The sequence below is a fragment of the Paraburkholderia sp. 2C genome, from assembly GCF_054589215.1.
In genome coordinates this window covers 180,072-199,656 of the sequence record NZ_BAAILL010000042.1, presented here as the reverse complement: position 1 = coordinate 199,656, position 19,585 = coordinate 180,072, and the positions used below count along the sequence as shown (strand labels likewise).

Genomic DNA, 19,585 nt, shown 5'->3' with positions numbered 1-19,585 from the left:
TCCCGTCCGAATCGCGAAGAAAAACAGGAGACCCGCCATGGACTATGTCGCACAACCGGAAAAACCACGCGACCGCACGATCCTCGAGTTGCGCGAGTTCTCGCGCAAGCTCGTGCGCGAACTCGGCTTCATGCGCTCGACGCTTGCCAACAGCGAACTCGCGCCGTCCGCGTGTCACGCGATTCTCGAGATCGGCGGCGCGCCGGGCATGCCGGCACGCGACCTCGCGAATCTGCTGCGGCTCGATAAATCGAATACGAGCCGGCAACTGGCCAAGCTCGAGGAAGGCGGGCTCGTCTACCGCGAGACCTCGAGCGACGACGCGCGTTCGTCGCTGCTTTACCTCACCGAAGCAGGGCAAAAACTGCGCAGGAAGATCGACCGCTTCGCGACCGACCAGGTATCGAACGCCTTGCGTAAGCTCGTGCCGGAAGATCAGCAGGCGCTCGTGCGCTCGCTCGCGCTCTATGCGGACGCGCTCGCGCTCGATAACGACACCGGCAAGACAGCGCGCGGCGCGCCCGCGCTCGTGCCCGCCGGGCGGATCGAGACCGGCTACCGGCCCGGCTGCATTGGCGATATCGCGGGCCTGCACGGGCGCTACTATGCGCGCGAGTCGGGCTTCGGCGCGTTCTTCGAGCGGCGCGTTGCGACGGAACTGGCCGACTTCGCGTACCAGTTGCCCGCAAGCGGCAAGGCATTGTGGTGTTACGTGGAGGACGACCGCACGCTCGCCTCGATCGCCATCGACGGCGACGAGGCGAACGGTCAAGCGCACCTGCGCTGGTTTATCGTCGACGATGCAGTGCGCGGTACCGGCGTCGGGCGCCGTCTGCTCGCGCAAGCCCTCGATTACGTCGATGCGCGCTTCAACGAGACGTTTCTATGGACGTTCAAAGGGCTCGACGCCGCACGCCATCTGTACGAATCGGAGGGCTTCACGCTCACGCATGAAGCCGAAGGCATGCATTGGGGACAACCGGTGGTCGAGCAGCGCTTCAACCGGCGCTCGCGCGCCGCGCCGCGCGGTTAGGTGTACGGGCTGAGCGTCATCGAGCGCCGCGCGACTCGGGCGCGCCGGCAGCTTAGCCGTCGAGATCGAACACCTGGTCCATCATCGACCACTGTTCGTGATCCTTGGCGCTCGCGAGCCGCGTCTGGCAAGGCCCGGTCAGTTCCCACCAGCGCTGCGTTTCCGGATCCGCCGCGATCGCCGCCATATCGGCGTTGAAGTCGTCACCGTGATATTCCCAGTAGCCGACCAGCAGATTTTCAGGCTCACGCAGGAAAATCGAGTAGTTGCGGATGTTCGACTGCCGGATACGCGCAAGAACGGCAGGCCATACCGCCGCGTGCAGCGCCTTGTATTCGGCGATTTTCTCCGGCGCGATGCCGACCAGCATGGCCATCTTGCGCATCCAAAGCTCCATGACGTGAGTTCGAGGAGCGCCTATCGTACCCGCACTGCCGCCTGGGCATAGGCCAGGCGGGCAACGCACGATGTGGACGCCTCGCCTCAGGCGAGCGCGTCCGCCGTATTCACCGCATGCTCGACATGCTGCGCGGCGCGAATCGCATCCCAGTCCCAATCGATGCCGATACCGGGCTCGTTCGGCGCGTAGGCGTAGCCTTCGTCGATGCGCACGCGCGAATGCGTGAGCGAATCGAGTTGCGGAATGTACTCGACCCACGTCGCGTTCGGCACGGCCGCGCACAGGCTGACGTGCAGCTCCATGAGAAAATGCGGACAGATATCGAGGTTCAGCGCTTCGGCCACATGCGCGACCTTCAGCCACGGCGTAATGCCGCCGATACGCGCGACGTCCGCCTGCACGATCGAACAGGCATCGGCCTTCATATATTCGCCGAATTGCCCCGGGTGATACAGCGATTCGCCGATCGCAACAGGCACCGAGGTCGCCAGACCGAGACGTCGATGTGCATCGACGCTTTCCGCCGGCAACGGCTCTTCGAGCCACGCGAGACGAAACGGCTCGAATGCGTGCGCGCGGCGTATCGCTTCGGAAAGCGTAAAGCCCTGATTCGCGTCGACCATCAGCTCGAAGCCGTCGCCGACCGCGTTGCGTACCCCTTCGAGGCGCCGCACGTCTTCCGAGACATGCGGTCGGCCCACTTTGAGTTTCGCGCCGCGAAAGCCGTCGGCCTGCGCCCGCAAGGTCTGGTCGATCAGCTCACGTTCAGTCAGATGCAGCCAGCCGCCTTCGGTCGAATAGGTGCGCGTCGCCGGCTTCGCGCCGCCCGCGGCAACCCACAACGGCACGCCGGCCGCGCGCGTATTGCGGTCCCACAGCGCAGTGTCGATGGCTGCGAGCGCAAGGCTCGTGATCGCGCCGACCGCGGTTGCATGCGTATGGAACAGCAGGTCGCGCCAGATCGCCTCGAACGTGGCCGGATCGCGGCCGATCAATTGCGGCGCGAGATGATCGCGCAATAGCGCCACCACCGACGAGCCGCCGGTGCCGATCGTGTACGTGTACCCGGTGCCGCTGCTGCCGTCGTCGCAGCGCACGGTGACGAGCACCGTCTCCTGCACGACGAACGCCTGGATCGCGTCGGTGCGCTTGACCTTCGGCTGCAGGTCGACTTGCCGGATCTCAACTGCGTCGATTCTTGTCATGTTGGTGTTCTCCTCGCGGGGTTTAGCCCCTGCGGCCCATTCAGCACATGCGGCACGTGCAGCGCGCTCAGCCCTTCACGCCGCCAAGCGTGAGCCCCGCGATCAGATGCTTCTGCACGATGAAAGTCAGCACGATCGCGGGCACGATAATCACGACCGCCATCGCGCACATGCCGGCCCAATCGACCGAAAACTGCGCGGTGTAATCCATCAGCCCGACCGGCAGTGTCTTCGTATCGGGGCTGCGGCAGAGCTGCGTCGCGAGCGCGAACTCGTTCCAGCTCGTGAGGAACGCGAAGATGCCCGCCGATGCGATGCCCGAGCGGGCGAGCGGCAATTCGACACGCCAGAATGCCTGCCAGCGCGTGCAGCCGTCGATCAGCGCCGCTTGCGACAGCTCGATCGGCACTTCGCGGAAAAAGCCGTCGATCAGCCACACGGTGAACGGCACGTTCATCGCGAGATAGACGATGATCACGCCGATGCGCGTATCGAGCAGCCCCGTCCACGCCCACAGCATGAAAACAGGCAACGACAGGGCAATACCGGGAATCGCACGCGTTAGCATCAGCAGCACGAACCACACGTCCTTGCGGCGAAAATCGAAGCGCGCGAATCCGTAGCCGCCGAGCACACCGACCGCAAGCGCGGCAGCGGTGCTGACGCTCGAAATGATCAGCGAATTGAAGAAGTACTTCGCGATCGGCAGCGACGCCATCTGCCCGAAGCCGAACATCGCGCGGAAGTTGTCGAGCGTGTAACTGCCGGCGGCGAACGGCGACTGATTCGACAGGATCGCGACGTTCGAGCGGAACGCATTGAGCACGACCCACAATCCAGGCAGACAGATCACGGCCATCACGACGAATACGCCGAACCACAACATGCCGCGCGAAAGAAGAGGGCGCCATGCGATGCCGTTATCGGTATCGTCGGTGGCCTGAACGGAAGCGGAAGCCGAAGTGTGAGCGTTTGTCATCGTGATCACGCAGGTCCCATATGCCGGCGCGCGGCATTCAGTTTGCGGAAGAAGTACAGCGTGAACAGAATCGACACGAGCACGGAGATATACGCAATGGCATTCGCGTAACCCATGCGCGAATCGTCGTAAGCGATGCGCCCCACCATCGTCCACAGCAATTCCGTGCGTCCGCCCGGACCGCCGTTCGTCATGATGCGCACGATGTCGTAGGCACGGCCGACGTCGAGCGAGCGGATCGTCATGGCGATATAGATAAACGGCATCAGATACGGCAGCGTCACATAACGGAACGTCTGCCACGGCGTGCACCCGTCGACCTTCGACGCTTCGATCGGATCTTTCGGCAGCGCCATCAGTCCGGCCAGCAGAATGACGGCGAACACCGGCGTCGAATTCCACACTTCGGCCGCGATCAGCGAAGCCAATGCCGATTTCTCGTTGACGAGAAACGGTATCGAGCCGTGCATGCCGAACAGCGTTTGCAGCAGATGATTGATCACGCCGGTGCTGTCGTTGAGCATGAACTTGAACTGAAAGCCGACCAGCACCGGCGAAAACATCATCGGAAACATCATGACGGTGCGCAGCACGCGCTGGCCGGCGGTGACGCGATTCAACAGCAACGCGATGCCGAGACCGAGCACCATCTCGAGGTTCAATGCGACGGTGAGGAACAGTACGGTGCGGCCGAATGCGGCCCAGAAGTCGGCATTGGCCAGGACGCGTGCGTAGTTGCGCCAACCAATCCAGTGCGTGAGCGTGTCGGGATCGGTCAACCGGTACGCGGTAAAGCTCGTGTACAGCGAGAACAGCAGCGGCAGCACGACGACGATGGCAACCGCGACGAACGCCGGCAGCAGCAGCCTGACCGGCATGGCAAGGCGCTCGCGCGCGACGAACGGCACGGCGGGCGCCTCGCGTGCGGCGTGCGCCGCCGGTGTCGACGCGTGCAATGCGGTCGATGCGGTCGATGCGTGCGATGCGTGCGATGTGTCCGCCTCGCGCCGTCCGCTCGTACCGCGGCCGCCGTTGCCCACATCGTCATCCACGGGACGTTCGACATTCATCATCAATCGGCCGCATCCTGCATGATGTCCGAGACTTTCTTCGCGGCATCATCGAGCGCCTGCTTCGAGCTCTTGTCGCCGATAATCGCTTTTTGCAACTCGGGCCACAGCGCGTTTGAAATCTCGTTCCATTGCGCAATGCGCGGCGGGGTGAACGAATCGTCCTGGGCGGCCTTGCTGAACACCGCAATCGCATTGGCCATAAATTCGTCGTGCTTCGCCTGGAACTCCTTCACCGCGTCGCGCTGCGCGTCGATGCGCGACGGAATCGTGCCGAGGCGCGCTTCGACCATCTGCGAATCGCGGCTCGTCAGAAACTCGATAAAGCTCGCGGCCACCTCGGGCCGATCGCAGGCCTTCGTGATCGAGAAGCTATGCGATCCCGACCACCCCGGCCGCTTGCCGCCGGCGCCAAGCGGCGCACGCACCACGCCGACCTTGCCCGCGAGCTTCGAGGTCTTCGGGTCGTTATAGAACGACGCGAAGCCGGGCCAGTCCATATCGAGCGCAATCTTGCCCGCGGCGAAGTTGTTGCCGAGATCGTCCCAGACATAGTTCGGCGCGCCTTTCGGCACCGTGCCGGTCTTGTACAGATCGACGAACCAGTCGAGCGTTTTCACGCCGGTCGGCGAATTGAACACCGGACGCATTTTCGCATCGAGCAACTGGCCCCCGTTCGCCACGAGCAGCGAATAGAAGGTGCCGGTCAGCGCCTCGTCCTTGCCGGGAAATTGCGTGCCGTAGAAATTCGGCGACTTCGTAAAGAACTTCGCCTGCTGCGCGAATTCGGCAAAGTCTTTCGGCGGTTCGAGCGGCTTGTCGAACTGTTTGCGATACGCGGCCTGATTCGCGGGATCGTCGAAAGCGGTTTTGTCGTAGTAGAGCGCCTCGATATCGGTCGAGCGCGGAATCTGCACGAGATGGCCGTTCACTTCCGACTGTTTGAGCAGAGTCGGCGCGAACTGCGCGAGATAGTCGGCAGGGAACAGGCCCTTCAGATCGCGGAAGATCGGATATTGCGCGGCGAAGTTCGTGTGGTTCGACGATACGCAGTAATCGATATGGTTCGACGCAATGTCCTGCTTGAGCTCGCGGTCGAGTTCGAAGTGGCTCTTGCGCGAGACGATTTCGACTTTCGCGCCGGTCTGCTTTTCCCACAGCGGAATGCGCGTATACAACGCTTCGTACTGCACGCCGCCGATCAGCTTCACGCGCAGCGTATAGCCCTTGTATTCGTTATCGGCGTGCGCCGCGCCCGATGCGATGACGCCGGCGAGTGCGAGCACCGATACCATCGCGTGGACCATCTTGCCTTTCAGCGCTTTCGTGCCTCTTCGTTGCCTGATCCGGTTGCAGTCCGACATGGTGCGTCTCCTTGGACATGAGCGGCGTGCATCGAAGGCGTCGCCGCTGTCGTTGTGGTTTGAGTCGTGAGCAGTGAGCTATCCGCGATGAGAATCAAGCCGGCGCTCAGCGCAGCCGTCGGCCCGTTTCGCCGTCGAACAGATACACGTGTTCGGGCGCGGCGTGCAGCGTCGCAACGGTGCCGGGCTTCAGCGTCGAGCGGCCGTTGCGCATGACGCAGCAAGGCTCGCCCGCGACCGTGCCGAACAGCTCGGTGGCGGCGCCGGTCGGTTCGACGACGTCGATCGCGAACGGCAAACCGCCCGTCGAGCCATCTTGCGAAACGACAGGTTCCAGATGTTCGGGACGCACACCGACGGTCACGCGCTGCTCCGTTGCCGCACCGACGTCGGGCGCCGCGAGCGCGTGATCGCCGATCCTCACGCGCGCGCCTTGCGTTGTGCGTTCATAGATGCCGCTGAAGCGGTTCATGGCCGGCGAGCCGATAAAGCCCGCCACGAACAGATTGTCCGGGTCGTCGTACAGATCGAGCGGCGCGCCGATCTGCTCGATCACGCCGCCGTTCAGCACGACGATGCGATCGGCCATCGTCATCGCTTCGATCTGATCGTGCGTCACATAGACGGTGGTGGCCCTGAGACGCTGATGCAGCGCGCGAATCTCCGCGCGCATCTGCACGCGCAGCTTCGCATCGAGATTCGACAGCGGCTCGTCGAACAGAAACACCTTCGGGTCGCGCACGATCGCGCGGCCCATCGCGACGCGCTGCCGCTGCCCGCCCGACAGGTGCCGCGGATAACGGTCGAGCAGCCCTTCGAGGCCGAGAATCGCCGCCGCCTCGCGCGCGCGTTCGTCGATCTCCGCGGGCGTCAGCTCGCGCAGCTTCAGCGCAAACGTCAGATTGTCGAGCACGCTCATATGCGGATAGAGCGCGTAGTTCTGGAACACCATCGCGATGTCGCGATCTTTCGGCGGCAGGTTGTTCACGACGCGCCCGTCGATCAGAATCCGGCCGCGCGTGACATTTTCGAGCCCGGCCAGCGCGCGCAGCAAGGTCGACTTGCCGCAGCCGCTCGGGCCGACCAGCACGAGGAACTCGCCGTCATGCACGGTCAGGTCGATGTGCTTCAACACCTGCACGGCGCCGAACGATTTCTGCACCTGCTCGAATGCGACTTCCGCCATGCGCCGTTTCCCCTTCCGAACGTCTCGATCAGTTTATTTTATTTATAAAACGTGTTTTCATACATGAAATGTTGATCGGTGTTTTCCCCACCTCCGCGCACTACAATCGAGACCGGACGACATTTCCCTGACACATCGCTTATCGCGCCTTCGCGAAGGAACCGGCTTGGACACCACGCGCTATTCGGCCCCCGCGCTCGAAAAGGGCCTCGACATCATCGAACTGCTGGCCGACCATCCGGAAGGCCTGTCGCTCGTCGAACTCGGGCGCGCGCTCGGACGCACGACGAACGAGATCTTCCGGATGGTCGTCACGCTGCAGACGCGCGGCTATCTGATCGCGGCGGGCGAGCGCTATCAGCTGTCGCTGCTGCTGTTTCAGATCGCGCACCGGCATCAACCGGTGCGCTCGCTCGTGTCGACGGCGTTGCCGCTCATGACGCAGCTCGCGCACGACGTGCGCCAGTCGTTTCATCTGTGCGTGTACCAGGCGGGACGCGTGCTGATCGTCGCGGGCGTGGAAAGTCCGGAGCGCTGGGGCTTTGCGCTGAAGGTCGGCACCTTGATCGGCATGACCGATACCGCGTCGGGCCAGGTGCTGATGGCGTTTCAGGACGACGCGGAACGGCAGCGCATGCTCGAATTGCACGTGCCCGTCGACGGCGAACTCGAAGTCGACCCGCCCGCGCTTGCACGCGAGCTCGAACAGATCCGGCAGCGCGGCTTCGCGCGCATGCCGAGCCGTCAGGTCAAGGGCGTGCGCAATCTCGCGTATCCGGTGTTCGGCCGTGACGGCCACGCAATCGCGACGCTCACGACGCCGTATATCGAACGCATCGACAATGCGCCGGTGCCGTCGATGACCGAAGTCGGTGCAAAGATGAAAGACGCAGCGAACACGCTGACGTCGTTGATGGGTTTCAACCTCTATTGGGAAGGCGCGCCGGACGAGCGGGCCTAGGCGGCGCGCGCCTCCCGTGCATTGTGCGTGCACATTGAAAAAGATACGTCGCAGGCCGTAATCGCGCTCGCCGCATTCGGGTGAAGATAACAGAACGGTAATCTGCGCGACGGCGAACGGCAAAGCGGCACGCCTTACGATCGGGCGACGCTCGCTTGAACCTTCCACGCACAAAGGTACTCACCGGCATGGCCACTCGTTCCCGACTCACCACCGTCATCGCGACGGCGGTTGCATTGCTCGTGCTGTCCGCCGCCGCGGGCATCGCCTTTATCTATTCCGGCATCTACAACGTATCGGCCAGTTCGAAGGACAACCCGGCCGTCGCATGGCTGCTGCATCGAACCTACGAAGCCTCGCTGCATCGGTACGGCGGCAAGGACTTGCCGCCCGCGGACCTGATGTCGCTCGAAAACATCCGCGCCGGCGCGCGCATGTACGACTCGACCTGCGCGCTGTGCCACGGTGCGCCCGACCGGCCGTTGAGCGCGGTCGGGCAGGGCATCGAACCGTCCGCGCCGCAACTGCTCGCGGCAAGCCGCCGCAACAACCCGCCCTTGATGTTCTGGGTGATCAAGCACGGCGTGAATATGACGGCGATGCCTTCGTTCGGTAAAACGCAATCGGACGCGACGATCTGGCAACTGGCCGCGTTCCTCTACCAAGGGCGGGGCATCACGAAAGACCAGTACGACACGCTCAAGGCCTCCGCGCCGTGAACGACGCTCAAGGCGCCCAGCCTTAAGCCGCCCGATGCGCAGATAACAGAGTCGTAATCAACGCGTCGGAAACGGGTAATGGCCGGCGGCGCAGACTGTTCTTCATCGCGAGACACTTCCTGGCCGCTTCAGCATCAGCGCGCTAAAACGCCAGGAAGGCTCGCACGTCGCCTACCTCCGAGGAAGCCCGGCCATGTGGATCGTCAAGCTCGCGCTCAAGCGCCCGTACACGTTCATCGTGCTGGCCATACTGCTGTTTATCATCGGGCCGCTCGCGATTGTTCGCACGCCGACCGATATCTTTCCGAATATCAATGTGCCGGTGGTCAGCATTGTGTGGTCGTTCAATGGACTGTCCGCACAAGACATGTCACAGCGGATCACCTCGATCTACGAACGCGCGCTGACGACCGACGTCGACGATATCGAGCACATCGAATCGCAGTCGCTGAATGGCGTCGCCGTGGTGAAGGTGTTCTTCCATCCGGGCGCCGATATCAATCGCGCGGTTGCGCAGGCTTCGTCGAACTCCGAATCGCTGCTGCGGCTCCTGCCGCCCGGCACCTTGCCGCCGAACATCATTACGTACAACGCGTCGACGGTGCCGGTGCTCGAACTGGGCCTGTCGAGCAACACGCTGCCCGAGCAATCGCTGTACGACCTCGGCAACAGCTTTATCCGCACGCAGCTTGCGACCGTGCAGGGCGCCGCCGTGCCGCTGCCGTTCGGCGGCAAGGTGCGCCAGGTGATAGTCGAACTCGATCCGGCCGCGCTGCAGGCGAAGGGCCTCGCGCCGCTCGACGTGGTCAACGCGGTGAACGCGCAGAACCTGATCCTGCCGGGCGGCACCGCGAAAATCGGCACGCGCGAATATAACGTCGAGATGAACGGCAGCACCGATTCGATCGCCGCGCTGAACGATCTGCCGATCAAGACGGTCAACGGTGGCGTGGTCTATGTGCGCGATGTCGCGCACGTGATCGACGGCTACGAGCCGCAAACGAATATCGTGCGCAGCGACGGCAAGCGCGCGGCGCTGCTCGAGATCGAAAAGACCGGCAGCGCATCGACGCTCACGATCATCCAGCAGGTGAAGTCGATGCTGCCGAAGATCGAGGCGGGCCTGCCAAGCGCACTGAAAGTGACGCCGTTATCGGACCAGTCGGTGTTCGTGAAGTCGGCAATCGACGGCGTGGTGCGCGAAGCGGCGATCGCCGCATGCCTGACGGCCGCGATGATTCTGCTGTTTCTCGGCAGCTGGCGCGCCACGCTGATTATCGCGGTATCGATTCCGCTCGCGGTGCTGACCTCGCTCGTCGCACTGTCGGCGCTCGGCGAGACGATCAACATCATGACGCTCGGCGGCCTTGCGCTCGCCGTCGGCATACTGGTTGACGACGCAACGGTCGCGATCGAGAACATCACCCATCATCTCGAGAACGGCGAAGCACTGCACGATGCGATTCTGAACGGCTCCGGCGAAATCGCGGTGCCGACTTTCGTCTCGACGCTGTCGATCTGCATCGTGTTCGTGCCGATGTTTCTGCTGTCCGGCGTGGCGCGATATCTGTTCGTGCCGCTTGCGGAAGCGGTGGTGTTCGCGATGTGCGCGTCGTATTTCTTTTCGCGCACGCTGATTCCGACGCTCGCGATGTATCTGATGCGCGCACGCAAGAAGGAAGCGAGCGCGTCGCCCCGGCGCTTCGCGGTTTTCACGCGCTTTCAGGCCGCGTTCGAACGGCGTTTCGAGGCGCTGCGCAACGTTTATCGCGGCGCGCTCGAACACGCGATTGCACGGCGCCGCCACTTCATTCCGCTGTTTCTGCTGCTGTGTCTCGGGTCGCTCGTACTCGTGCCGTTTATCGGCCGGGACTTCTTTCCCGCGGTCGACACCGGCGAAATCCGGCTGCATCTGCGCGCACCCACCGGCACGCGCATCGAAGAAACCGCGCGTATCACCGACGAAGTCGAAGCAAAAATCCGCACCGTGATTCCGGCTTCGGAGCAGGGCTCGATACTCGACAACATCGGCGTGCCGGTCAGCGGCATCAATCTGACCTACGACTCGTCGGACCCGATCGGCTCCGCAGACGCGGACATCCTGATCACGCTGAAACCGGACCACAAGCCGACCGCGCAATACGTCGCGACGCTGCGCAACGTGCTTGACGCAGCGTTTCCCGGCGTCACGTTTGCGTTTCTGCCCGCCGACATCGTGAGCCAGATCCTGAATTTCGGCCTGCCGGCGCCGATCGATGTGCAGATTGTCGGCAACAAGCTCGATGCGAACCGCGTGGTCGCGAATGAATTGCTGGCGAAACTGCGCGGCGTGCGTGGCCTCGTCGACGCGCGCATCCAGCAGCCCGGCGACGAACCGGCCATCAACGTGAACGTCGACCGGACCAAGGCGATACAGGCCGGTCTCACGCAGCGCGACGTCGCGCAGAATCTGCTGATCGCGCTGTCCGGCAGTTCGCAGACGTCGCCGAATTTCTGGCTCGACCCGAAGAACGGCGTCAGCTATCCGTTAATGGCCGAAGTGCCGCAATACGATATCCATTCGCTGCAGACGCTCGCGAATATCCCGATCACCACTGTCTCGCCGAAGGTCAATCCGCAGAACCTGCTCGGCACGCTCGGCACGATGTCGCGCGGCACGCAGCAGGCGGTGGTCTCGCATTACAACGTGCAGCCGGTGCTCGATATCTTCGCGTCCGCGCAAGGGCGCGATTTGGGCGGCGTCGCGTCGGATGTGTCGAAGCTCGTCGACGCGGCGCGCGCGCAGTTGCCGCCCGGTTCGTCGATGGTCGTGCGCGGCCAGGTGCAGTCGATGAACGAATCGTTCAGCGGTCTCGGCTTCGGCCTCGTGTTCGCGATCGTGCTCGTCTATCTGCTGATGGTCGTGAATTTTCAGTCGTGGCTCGACCCGCTGATTATCGTGAGCGGCTTGCCCGCATCGCTTGCGGGCATCTCGTGGATGCTGTTCGCCACGCATACCACCTTGAGCGTACCCGCACTGACCGGCACGATTCTTTGCATCGGCATTGCGACGGCGAACAGCATTCTTGTGATCAACACCGCGCGCGAAAAGCTCGCGGCCGGCGTCGAGCCGCTGGCCGCCGCGCTCGACGCCGGCTTCAGCCGCTTCCGCCCGGTGCTGATGACCGCGCTCGCGATGCTGATCGGCATGCTGCCGATGGCGCTTGGCCTCGGCGACGGCGGCGAGCAGAACGCGCCGCTTGGCCGCGCCGTGATCGGCGGCCTCGCGGCCGGCACGATGTCGACGCTGATCTTCGTGCCGGTGGTGTTCGGCATGGTCCATAGCTGGCTTGCAGCGCGCAGGCATGCCAGGCACGCGGGCGATGGCGCGACGTCCGCGCACGCGTGACGGTGCTTTCTTCTGCGTTCCGATGTGACCTGTACGTGATGGCTTCTTCCAGAGAACCGCGATGACTACCCCCCAAACCGAGGATACCGGGCTCGAACCGTCGAGCGACAGCAACCCGCCGCAGCCGCGCGGCGCCGCACCGGGGCCTGCCGCACGCCGGCGCCGCTATGGCGTGCTGCCGTTCGTGATCGGCGGACTCGCGGCACTGTTGCTTGCGGTCGGCCTCGCGCCGCGCCTCGAAGCGAAGCGCGCGTTGACGGCGCAGGTGGCCGCGCAACGCGCGCTGCCCGTGTCGATTGTGACGCCAAAGCCCGCGCCCGCATCGAGCGAGCTCTTGCTGCCGGGTTCCGTAATGCCGTATGCGGACGCCTCGATCTATGCGCGCACGAGCGGCTATGTGCTGCACTGGTACACCGATATCGGCGCGAAAGTGAAAGCCGGCGACACGCTCGCCGTGATCGAAACGCCCGAACTCGATGCGCAATTGCGCCAGGCCCGTGCCGACGCGGCGACCGCGCAGGCCAATTACGACTATGCGAATACGACCGCGAAACGCTGGCAGGAGTTGTTGCAGACGCAATCGGTTGCGCAGCAGGACGCCGATGCGAAAACAAGCGACATGGAGGCGAAACGCGCGATCCTCGCGTCGGCGCAGGCGAATGTCGCGCGTTTGTCGGAACTCGTGTCGTACGAGAAAGTCACCGCGCCGTTCAACGGAGTAATCACCGCACGCAATGTCGACGTCGGCGCGCTGGTGACCGCGGGCGGCACGCCGGGGCTCGCGGCGATGCCGGGCGAACTGTTCCATATCGAAGAGACGAACACGCTGCGCGTCTATATCGACGTGCCGCAAAACGACGCGAGCGAAGTCGGCGCGGGCACGCCAGCTTATCTGACGACGCAGCAATATCCGGGGCGGCGCTTCGACGCGAAGATCGCGCGCAGCGCGGGCGCGATCGATCCCGTGAGCCGCACGCTGCGCGTGGAAGTCGACGTCGACAACCAGGACGGCGCGCTGCTGCCGGGCGCTTATGCGCAGGTGCATCTGCAGCTCGATTCCGCGCATCCCGCGCTCGAATTGCCGGTCAGCGCGCTGCTGTTCCGGCCGGATGGCGTGACCGTTGCGGTGGTGGGCCCCGACGACAAGGTGCACTTGAAGACCGTGACGATCGGCCGTGACTTTGGCACGTATGTCGAAGTGGCGACCGGGCTCGCGAAGACCGACCGCGTGATCAACAACCCGGGTGACGCGATCGTGACGGGAGAAGCGGTCGCGATCGAACCGCCCGCGCAGGGTATTGCGGTGGCCAACAAATGACACGCGCCGATGCCGATGCCGATGCGAGAGATCAGGAGCCTATGATGACAACGCCGCCCGTGTTCCTGAAGCGCAATCGCTTCTCCATCGTGCTTGCCGCCGCGCTTGCCGGCTCGCTCGCGGCCTGCTCGACGCTGCCCGCTTACACGAAGCCCGCTGTCGACGTGCCGGCCCACTATGCGGGCGCGCAAGCCAGCGCCGCGAACGCATCGGGGGCGTCGCCGACGCCAGCGGCGAATGGCTGGTCGCTTGCTGCGCCCGCCGACGCCACGCCACGCGGCCCGTGGTGGACCGCCTTTAACGACGAGGAATTGAACAGCCTCGAAGCGCGCGTCGACATCTCGAACCAGACTGTCAAGAAAGCGGTCGCGCAACTGGAAGACGCACGCGCGATGGTTGCCTATCAACGTTCGGGCTTCTTTCCAACAGTGTCGGCCGGCGCCTCCACGATGCGCTATCGCACGTCGCAGAACATCAAGCATCGCTCGCTCGCGGGCGTGACGGAGCCTGACTATTCGGTGGGTCTCAATGCAAGCTGGGAGCCCGATCTGTTCGGCCGCGTGCGCGACGCCGCGGTCGGCGCACGCGACGAAGCACAGGCGTCGCAAGCGGACCTCGACGCAGTGCGTCTGTCGGTCAGCGCGGACCTCGCCGCCGATTACTTCGATCTGCGCGCGCTCGATATCCAGAAGAAGCTCCTCGACGATACGGTGACCGCTTATGCCGCCGCGCTCAAGATCATTCAGCAGCAGTTCCAGAAGGGCGTCGTCGATGCATCGGCGGTTGCGCAGGCACAGACGCAGCTCGAAAGCACGCGCACGCAGGACACCGATATCGACGTGCAGCGCGCTCAATTGCAGCATGCGATCGCGACGCTGATCGGCGAGCCCGCCTCGACGTTTATGATCGCGCCCGGGACGGCCGCGGTGCCGGTGCCCGCGATTCCGGCGGGTGTGCCGTCCGAACTGCTCGAACGCCGGCCCGATATTGCCGCGGCCGAAAGGCGCGTCGCCGAAGCGAACGCGCAGATCGGCGAAGCGCGCGCGGCGTATTATCCGAGCCTCACGCTGGCGGCGAGCGCGGGCCTCGAAAGCACGTTCTTCGCGCCGTGGCTGACGGCGCCGAGTCTGTTCTGGTCGCTCGGCGCGCAGATTGCCGGCACGCTGTTCGACGGCGGCCGCCGCGATGCGGCGCTAGAAGGCGCGCATGCGCAGTACAACGGCGTGGTCGCCGATTACCGGCAGACGGTGCTGGTTGCGTTCCAGCAGGTCGAAGATCAGCTCTCCACACTGACGACGCTTGCAAGCGAAGCACAAACGCAGCAGCTCGCGGCGGCCGCCGCGGCACGCTCGCTGCAACTGACGACGAACCGTTTCAACGCGGGGGCCGTCAGCTATCTCGACGTCGTGACCGCACAGACGATCGCGCTGACGAACGAGCGCACGGTCGACCAGATCGACGCGCGCCGCATCGACGCAAGCGTGCAGTTGATGCGGGCGCTGGGAGGGGGATGGGATCGGGCGGTGTTGAGTTCGGCTTCGTCAGCTTCAACTACTTCAGCTTCAACTACTTCAGCTTCATCGGGAAAAGCAGAATGAAACGCGTGCTGGTTTCATCGCTTTCCGCGTAGGTGCTGCCGCCGTGCAGTTCCATGATCGTGCGCACAATGGCCAGACCAAGGCCCGTCGATGCCGGTCCCACTGGCGCGTTGTGCCGGGACGGGTCCGCGCGATAGAAGCGGTCGAATACGCGCTCGAGCGCGGATGGATCGATGCGCGAGCCCTCGTTCGCGACGGTCACGCGCAGATTGCCGGAAGCAGGCTGCGGCTGCGCGCTTAGTGTGATGTGCGCGCCGCGCGGCGTATGACGTATCGCATTCGCAAGCAGATTCGATACGGCGCGCCGGAACAGCTCCGCATCGGCGCGGACCTCGCCGTTGCCGCTCACCTGCACCTGGACACCTGCATCGTCCGCAATGCCTTCGAAGTAATCCGCGACGCGCGCAAGTTCGGCATGCGCGTCGAGCGGTTTCATATGCGTGACGAACTGCGGATGCTCGGCGCGTGCCAGAAAGAGCACGCTCTCGATCATCCTCGACAACCGTTCGCATTCCTCGAGGTTCGATTCAAGCAAGGCCTGATACTCTTCGGCGCCGCGCGGCCGCGACAGCGCGACCTCGGTCGACCCGCGCAGATTCGCGAGCGGCGTGCGCATATCGTGCGCAAGATCGGCCGTGTATTGCGACATCCGCTGAAAGCCGCCGGCCAGCCGGTCGAGCATGGCATTGAGCGACGCGATCACGGCCGCGAGTTCGCGCGGCGCATCGTCGACTTTCATGCGCGCATGCAGCCGGTCCACCGTGATCGCCGCCGCATGCGCGGCGAGCTCGCGCAACGGACGCAGCGATTCGTGCACCAGCATCCAGCTCATCAGGAAGGCGAGCAGCATGCCGCCGAAGCCCGCGCCGTATAGCCGGTCGCGGTAATGGTCGAGCAGCAGCCAGCGGTCGGTCATGTCGCGCGCGATGACGATTGTGACCGCGCTCCCGTCGGCGAGCGTGGCGTCGGTGGCGAGACCGCGCACCGGCATGCGCGAGCCCTGTTGCGTTTCGACGATGGCCGCATCCGTGATGCGCGCGGCTTGCGGGACGCGCTGCGGCGCGACGAGCGGCTCGACCATCGAGGTCGCGCCGCCCGCGGTATTGTGGCTAAACAGCATGTTGCCGCTCGCGTCGCGCACATCCATCGACAGCGCCGCGTTGCCGAGCACCTGGCTCGTGAGCCGGTCCGCATGCGCGCGCACATCGTCGAACGACTGAAGTTCGTTGGCAAGGCGCCGCGTGTGTCGTGCCGTGAGCACGATCTGATCGTCGTCCTGCTGCGTGATCTGCCGTTCGAGCGCGAAATAGAGCACGCTGCCGACGAGCGCGAACACCGCGATCGTCGTGCCCGCGAATGCGAGGGCGAGCGTCGTGGTCAGCGACCGGCCGGCCATCAGTCGGGGGTTTTGCATTCGATCACGTAGCCGACGCCGCGCACGGTCTGGATCAGCTTGATGTCGTAGCCATCGTCGATTTTCGCGCGCAGCCGCCGGATCGCGACTTCGACGACATTCGTGTCGCTGTCGAAGTTCATATCCCACACGTACGACGCAATCTGCGTGCGGCTCAGCACTTCGCCCTGGCGGCGCGCGAGCAGCTGCAGCAGCGAGAATTCGCGCGGCGTAAGGTCGATGCGGTTCGCGCCGCGCTTGACGCGCCGCCGGTTCACATCGATTTCGAGGTCGCCTACTTTGAGCAGCTCGCTTTCGCGCGGCGGCCCGCGGCGCGCGAGCGTGCGCACGCGTGCGAGCAGTTCGACGAAGGCGAACGGCTTGACGAGGTAATCGTCGCCGCCGAGTTCGAGGCCGCGCACGCGGTCGTCGATGTCGTCGCGCGCGGTGAGGAACAGCACCGGCGTGGAGCGCGTTGCGCGCAGTGTCTTCAGCACGGCCCAGCCGTCCATCGTCGGCAGCATCACGTCGAGCACGATGACGTCGTAGTCTTCTTCCTGCGCGAGGATCAGGCCATCGGCGCCGTCGGCCGCGACGTCGACGCTATAGCCGGATTCTTCGAGCCCTTTCTTCAGATAAGCGCCCGTCTTGGGCTCGTCTTCGACGACCAGAATCCGCATGTCGGTACCTTGCAAAACGCTGAACAGCTTTGGGGGCCGTTCCTTGCGCTGTTCGATGGGGTGCCTGAATGGCGGCTTTATTTTACCGGGGCGCCGTGCGGTGCGTTTTCGTGCGGCGTTGTGCGCGCCGTGCGTTTTTGCAAGCGCGGTTGGCGTGTGCCGTGCTCTAGTGGGCGCATGCGCGGTTTGAGGGACTTTACAGCGGGCTTGATAGCGGCTCTTGCAGGGTTTCTTTCTGGCGTTTGCGATGCGCGGTGACTGTCGCGCGATTGCCGCAAAGCGCCATGCTGCACCCTCTGCGGCTATGGCCGCGCGTGTGGTCGGCGAACAGCATCGTGCATTGCGGGCCCTCGCAAGATTTCACATGAGAAAAGTCTTCGTCGCCTATGAGCCTGGCGAGTGTCCGCGCGGCCGGCAGCAGCAGCGATTCGGGCGAACGCCAGCGACGCTGCCGTTCAGTACCAATACGGGGCCTTCGCCATGGTCGCGCGCGACGATTTCGATAAAGGTCTCGTCGCGTTCGAGTAACCGCCTCAGCGGCTCGATATCGGCGAGCGCTTCCGGCGTCAAAGGCCGTCCCTTATGCCGCGCAACGAACCCTCTGAACCATTCACGCAGACTTCTTGCCTGTGCCGCGACGGCGTCGAGTTCGCCCGGCAGCGCGCGCTTGCGAAACGAATCGAGTACCGGCGCGGGTACGAGCGACGCCTGCTCGAGCCAGGCCAGCAAGCCTTCGCCGTTATCGATCCAGTCGATTTCGACATCGACCGGCGTTCCGATGGAATTGGGGAATCGAGACCCGGCGCGTCGGCGATAAAGGGCGCCGGCATAGAGGGACGGTTCATTTGGCAATCCCGTCAGTGGAATTGAGTGTATCGAGCGTAACCATATCAGTCTCAATTGACAAGTTACATGCATGTTTGTAACCTCAGTTTTAAAATTAATGAGGTTACAGAGAGAGGGTGGCGGGTGGTGCCGGCTTGGGGCCGGATGACTCTTCTTTGGGATTTCCTCTCGGGTGTTTATATAAACAGCAGCGACTCTTGATGGAGCGAAACAAATGGCTTGGAACGATGTGACGGTCGTGCTTGTGCACGGTGCGTGGGCGGACGCGTCGAGTTGGAGCAAGGTGATCGGCCTCTTGCGCGCGCAGGGTGTGAAGGCGGTGGCGGCACCGTTGCCGTTGACGTCGCTGGCGGACGACACGGCGGCGTTGAATCGGGTGCTTGAACGTATCGATGGCTCGATTGTCCTGGCGGGGCATGCCTATGGTGGCGCGGTGATCGGCTCGACGCACGATGAGAAAGTGAAGGCGCTCGTTTATATCGCCGCGCTGGCGCCGGATCAGGGCGAGACGGTTGCCGACATGTTCTATCGCGATGCCGCGCATCCGCAGGCGCCGCAACTGGCGCCGGATCGCGACGGTTTGATCTGGTTGCCGGACGCCGCCTTTGCGGCGGCATTCGCGCAGCAGGCGAGTGCGGACGAACTTGCGGTGCTCGCTGCCGTGCAGCGGCCGATTTCGGCGTCGTGCATTGGCGTGGCGATCGATCGGCCGCTCTGGAGGGAGCGGCCTAACTGGTATCTCGTGGCCGAACAGGATCGCATGATCAATCCCGACACGCAGATGGCGCTCGCCGCGCGGATGAATGCGCGGGTGCATTCGCATGCGGTCGACCATTCGCCGATGATCGCGGCGCCGCAGGTGGTGGCGCAGATGATCGTCGAAGCGGTGAACGAGGTGGGTGAAGCGGGCGAGGTGGGCGAGGTGGGCAGCCGTTAGCGGTCAGCGCCGCTCGATACGCATCCGCCCGGGCGGCTCGAAGTGCGTACCGAACCTCACAAGGCCGGCTTTGCGCAGATGGCAGGCCATTTCGAAGCTGACGAGCACGCCGGGGTCGTCGTTATCGATAATCGTGACGTCGATCGAGCGGATGCGCGGCTCGTATTTCAGCAGCGTGGCTTCCATCTGTTCCTTGAGCCGGTGCGCGGAAGGGCATGAAGCGCTCGAGGCGTTTCTCGATCAGTTCAATCACCGGTTCGTCACGCTGCTGGTCCGCGCGTGGAAAAAGTATCGCTATCCGGAAAGTTTTCGCGCGGGTGGCGTCGATGCGCATTCGCTCAATCTGCTCTGCCTCGCGGGCTTCGGCTGGGGTGACAAGCCCGCGCGCGCGGGACTGCCCGCAGCGCGGATGCTCGCGTTGCTGGGCTTGATGATTCAGCGCACGCGCACGTCGGAAGGACTCGCGGGGGTGATCGCGCTTGCGGCGCCGGGCGTACGGGTGCGCGTC

18 protein-coding genes and 1 pseudogene are annotated in these 19,585 nt (G+C 64.1%); 8 read left to right on the top strand and 11 right to left on the bottom strand.

Features of this window, described 5'->3' with window-relative positions; translation table 11 throughout:
- The first annotated feature begins 37 nt into the window (after positions 1–37).
- Entirely contained in the window at positions 38–1,033 is a 996-nt protein-coding gene (locus ACYPXD_RS20975; protein WP_459715372.1) for a bifunctional helix-turn-helix transcriptional regulator/GNAT family N-acetyltransferase, read from the top strand.
- A gap of 52 nt (positions 1,034–1,085) precedes the next feature.
- On the opposite strand, the gene ACYPXD_RS20970 is transcribed toward ACYPXD_RS20975, so the two are convergent.
- The 6 genes from ACYPXD_RS20970 to ACYPXD_RS20945 form a co-directional block, all read right to left on the bottom strand.
- Positions 1,086–1,418 carry an L-rhamnose mutarotase gene (locus ACYPXD_RS20970; protein ID WP_459715368.1) on the bottom strand — a complete coding sequence of 111 codons (333 nt, stop codon included), beginning with the start codon at positions 1,416–1,418 and terminating at the stop codon, positions 1,086–1,088.
- 98 nt (positions 1,419–1,516) lie between these two features.
- Positions 1,517–2,638 (bottom strand): mandelate racemase/muconate lactonizing enzyme family protein, encoded by a 1,122-nt coding sequence (locus tag ACYPXD_RS20965; protein WP_459715366.1) that lies wholly within the window; start codon positions 2,636–2,638, stop codon positions 1,517–1,519.
- 67 nt (positions 2,639–2,705) lie between these two features.
- Positions 2,706–3,524 (bottom strand): carbohydrate ABC transporter permease, encoded by an 819-nt coding sequence (locus ACYPXD_RS20960; protein WP_459715796.1) that lies wholly within the window; start codon positions 3,522–3,524, stop codon positions 2,706–2,708.
- A gap of 98 nt (positions 3,525–3,622) precedes the next feature.
- Positions 3,623–4,495, bottom strand: coding sequence for a carbohydrate ABC transporter permease (locus ACYPXD_RS20955; RefSeq protein WP_459715794.1), 873 nt, complete (start codon positions 4,493–4,495; stop codon positions 3,623–3,625).
- 194 nt (positions 4,496–4,689) lie between these two features.
- Complete coding sequence (locus tag ACYPXD_RS20950; protein ID WP_459715363.1) at positions 4,690–6,051, bottom strand: ABC transporter substrate-binding protein; 1,362 nt, start codon at positions 6,049–6,051, stop codon at positions 4,690–4,692.
- 106 nt (positions 6,052–6,157) lie between these two features.
- Positions 6,158–7,237, bottom strand: a complete 1,080-nt coding sequence (locus tag ACYPXD_RS20945; RefSeq protein ID WP_459715361.1) for an ABC transporter ATP-binding protein — start codon at positions 7,235–7,237, stop codon at positions 6,158–6,160.
- Between the two features lie 166 nt (positions 7,238–7,403).
- Here ACYPXD_RS20945 and ACYPXD_RS20940 point away from each other — a divergent pair, with 166 nt between their 5' ends.
- The 5 genes from ACYPXD_RS20940 to ACYPXD_RS20920 all read left to right on the top strand — a co-directional run bounded on the left by ACYPXD_RS20940 (position 7,404) and on the right by ACYPXD_RS20920 (position 15,221).
- The gene (locus ACYPXD_RS20940; protein WP_459715359.1) at positions 7,404–8,198 is read left to right on the top strand and encodes an IclR family transcriptional regulator; all 795 of its coding nucleotides are present in this window, start codon (positions 7,404–7,406) and stop codon (positions 8,196–8,198) included.
- A 188-nt stretch (positions 8,199–8,386) separates the two neighbouring features.
- Complete coding sequence (locus ACYPXD_RS20935; RefSeq protein WP_459715357.1) at positions 8,387–8,917, top strand: c-type cytochrome; 531 nt, start codon at positions 8,387–8,389, stop codon at positions 8,915–8,917.
- A 193-nt stretch (positions 8,918–9,110) separates the two neighbouring features.
- Positions 9,111–12,305: an efflux RND transporter permease subunit gene (locus ACYPXD_RS20930; protein WP_459715355.1), complete on the top strand. Its 3,195-nt coding sequence runs from the start codon at positions 9,111–9,113 to the stop codon at positions 12,303–12,305.
- Positions 12,306–12,366: 61 nt separating this feature from the next.
- On the top strand, positions 12,367–13,623 hold the full coding sequence (locus tag ACYPXD_RS20925; protein WP_459715352.1) for an efflux RND transporter periplasmic adaptor subunit: 1,257 nt from the start codon (positions 12,367–12,369) through the stop codon (positions 13,621–13,623).
- Positions 13,624–13,664: 41 nt separating this feature from the next.
- Positions 13,665–15,221 (top strand): efflux transporter outer membrane subunit, encoded by a 1,557-nt coding sequence (locus ACYPXD_RS20920; RefSeq protein ID WP_459715350.1) that lies wholly within the window; start codon positions 13,665–13,667, stop codon positions 15,219–15,221.
- Here ACYPXD_RS20920 and ACYPXD_RS20915 read toward each other — a convergent pair.
- The 4 genes from ACYPXD_RS20915 to ACYPXD_RS20900 form a co-directional block, all read right to left on the bottom strand.
- On the bottom strand, positions 15,190–16,617 hold the full coding sequence (locus ACYPXD_RS20915; RefSeq protein ID WP_459715792.1) for a heavy metal sensor histidine kinase: 1,428 nt from the start codon (positions 16,615–16,617) through the stop codon (positions 15,190–15,192). The genes ACYPXD_RS20920 and ACYPXD_RS20915 overlap by 32 nt on opposite strands.
- Positions 16,617–17,294: a heavy metal response regulator transcription factor gene (locus ACYPXD_RS20910; protein WP_459715348.1), complete on the bottom strand. Its 678-nt coding sequence runs from the start codon at positions 17,292–17,294 to the stop codon at positions 16,617–16,619. The genes ACYPXD_RS20915 and ACYPXD_RS20910 overlap by 1 nt, the downstream gene beginning before the upstream one ends.
- A 196-nt stretch (positions 17,295–17,490) precedes the next feature.
- Positions 17,491–17,628: a CGNR zinc finger domain-containing protein gene (locus ACYPXD_RS20905; protein WP_459715345.1), complete on the bottom strand. Its 138-nt coding sequence runs from the start codon at positions 17,626–17,628 to the stop codon at positions 17,491–17,493.
- A 50-nt stretch (positions 17,629–17,678) separates the two neighbouring features.
- Positions 17,679–18,212, bottom strand: a complete 534-nt coding sequence (locus tag ACYPXD_RS20900; protein ID WP_459715342.1) for an ABATE domain-containing protein — start codon at positions 18,210–18,212, stop codon at positions 17,679–17,681.
- 142 nt (positions 18,213–18,354) lie between these two features.
- Between ACYPXD_RS20900 and ACYPXD_RS20895 the strand changes: the two genes are divergently transcribed.
- Positions 18,355–19,077 carry an alpha/beta fold hydrolase gene (locus ACYPXD_RS20895; protein ID WP_459715340.1) on the top strand — a complete coding sequence of 241 codons (723 nt, stop codon included), beginning with the start codon at positions 18,355–18,357 and terminating at the stop codon, positions 19,075–19,077.
- Positions 19,078–19,080: 3 nt separating this feature from the next.
- Here ACYPXD_RS20895 and ACYPXD_RS20890 read toward each other — a convergent pair.
- Positions 19,081–19,293: pseudogene (locus tag ACYPXD_RS20890) on the bottom strand (type VI secretion system baseplate subunit TssE); the annotation flags it as partial.
- Between ACYPXD_RS20890 and ACYPXD_RS20885 the strand changes: the two are divergent.
- Positions 19,271–19,585, top strand: a 315-nt coding sequence (locus ACYPXD_RS20885) for a type VI secretion system baseplate subunit TssG (RefSeq protein WP_459715338.1), incomplete at its 3' end; no start/stop codon positions are given. The pseudogene ACYPXD_RS20890 and the gene ACYPXD_RS20885 sit on opposite strands and share 23 nt — an antisense overlap.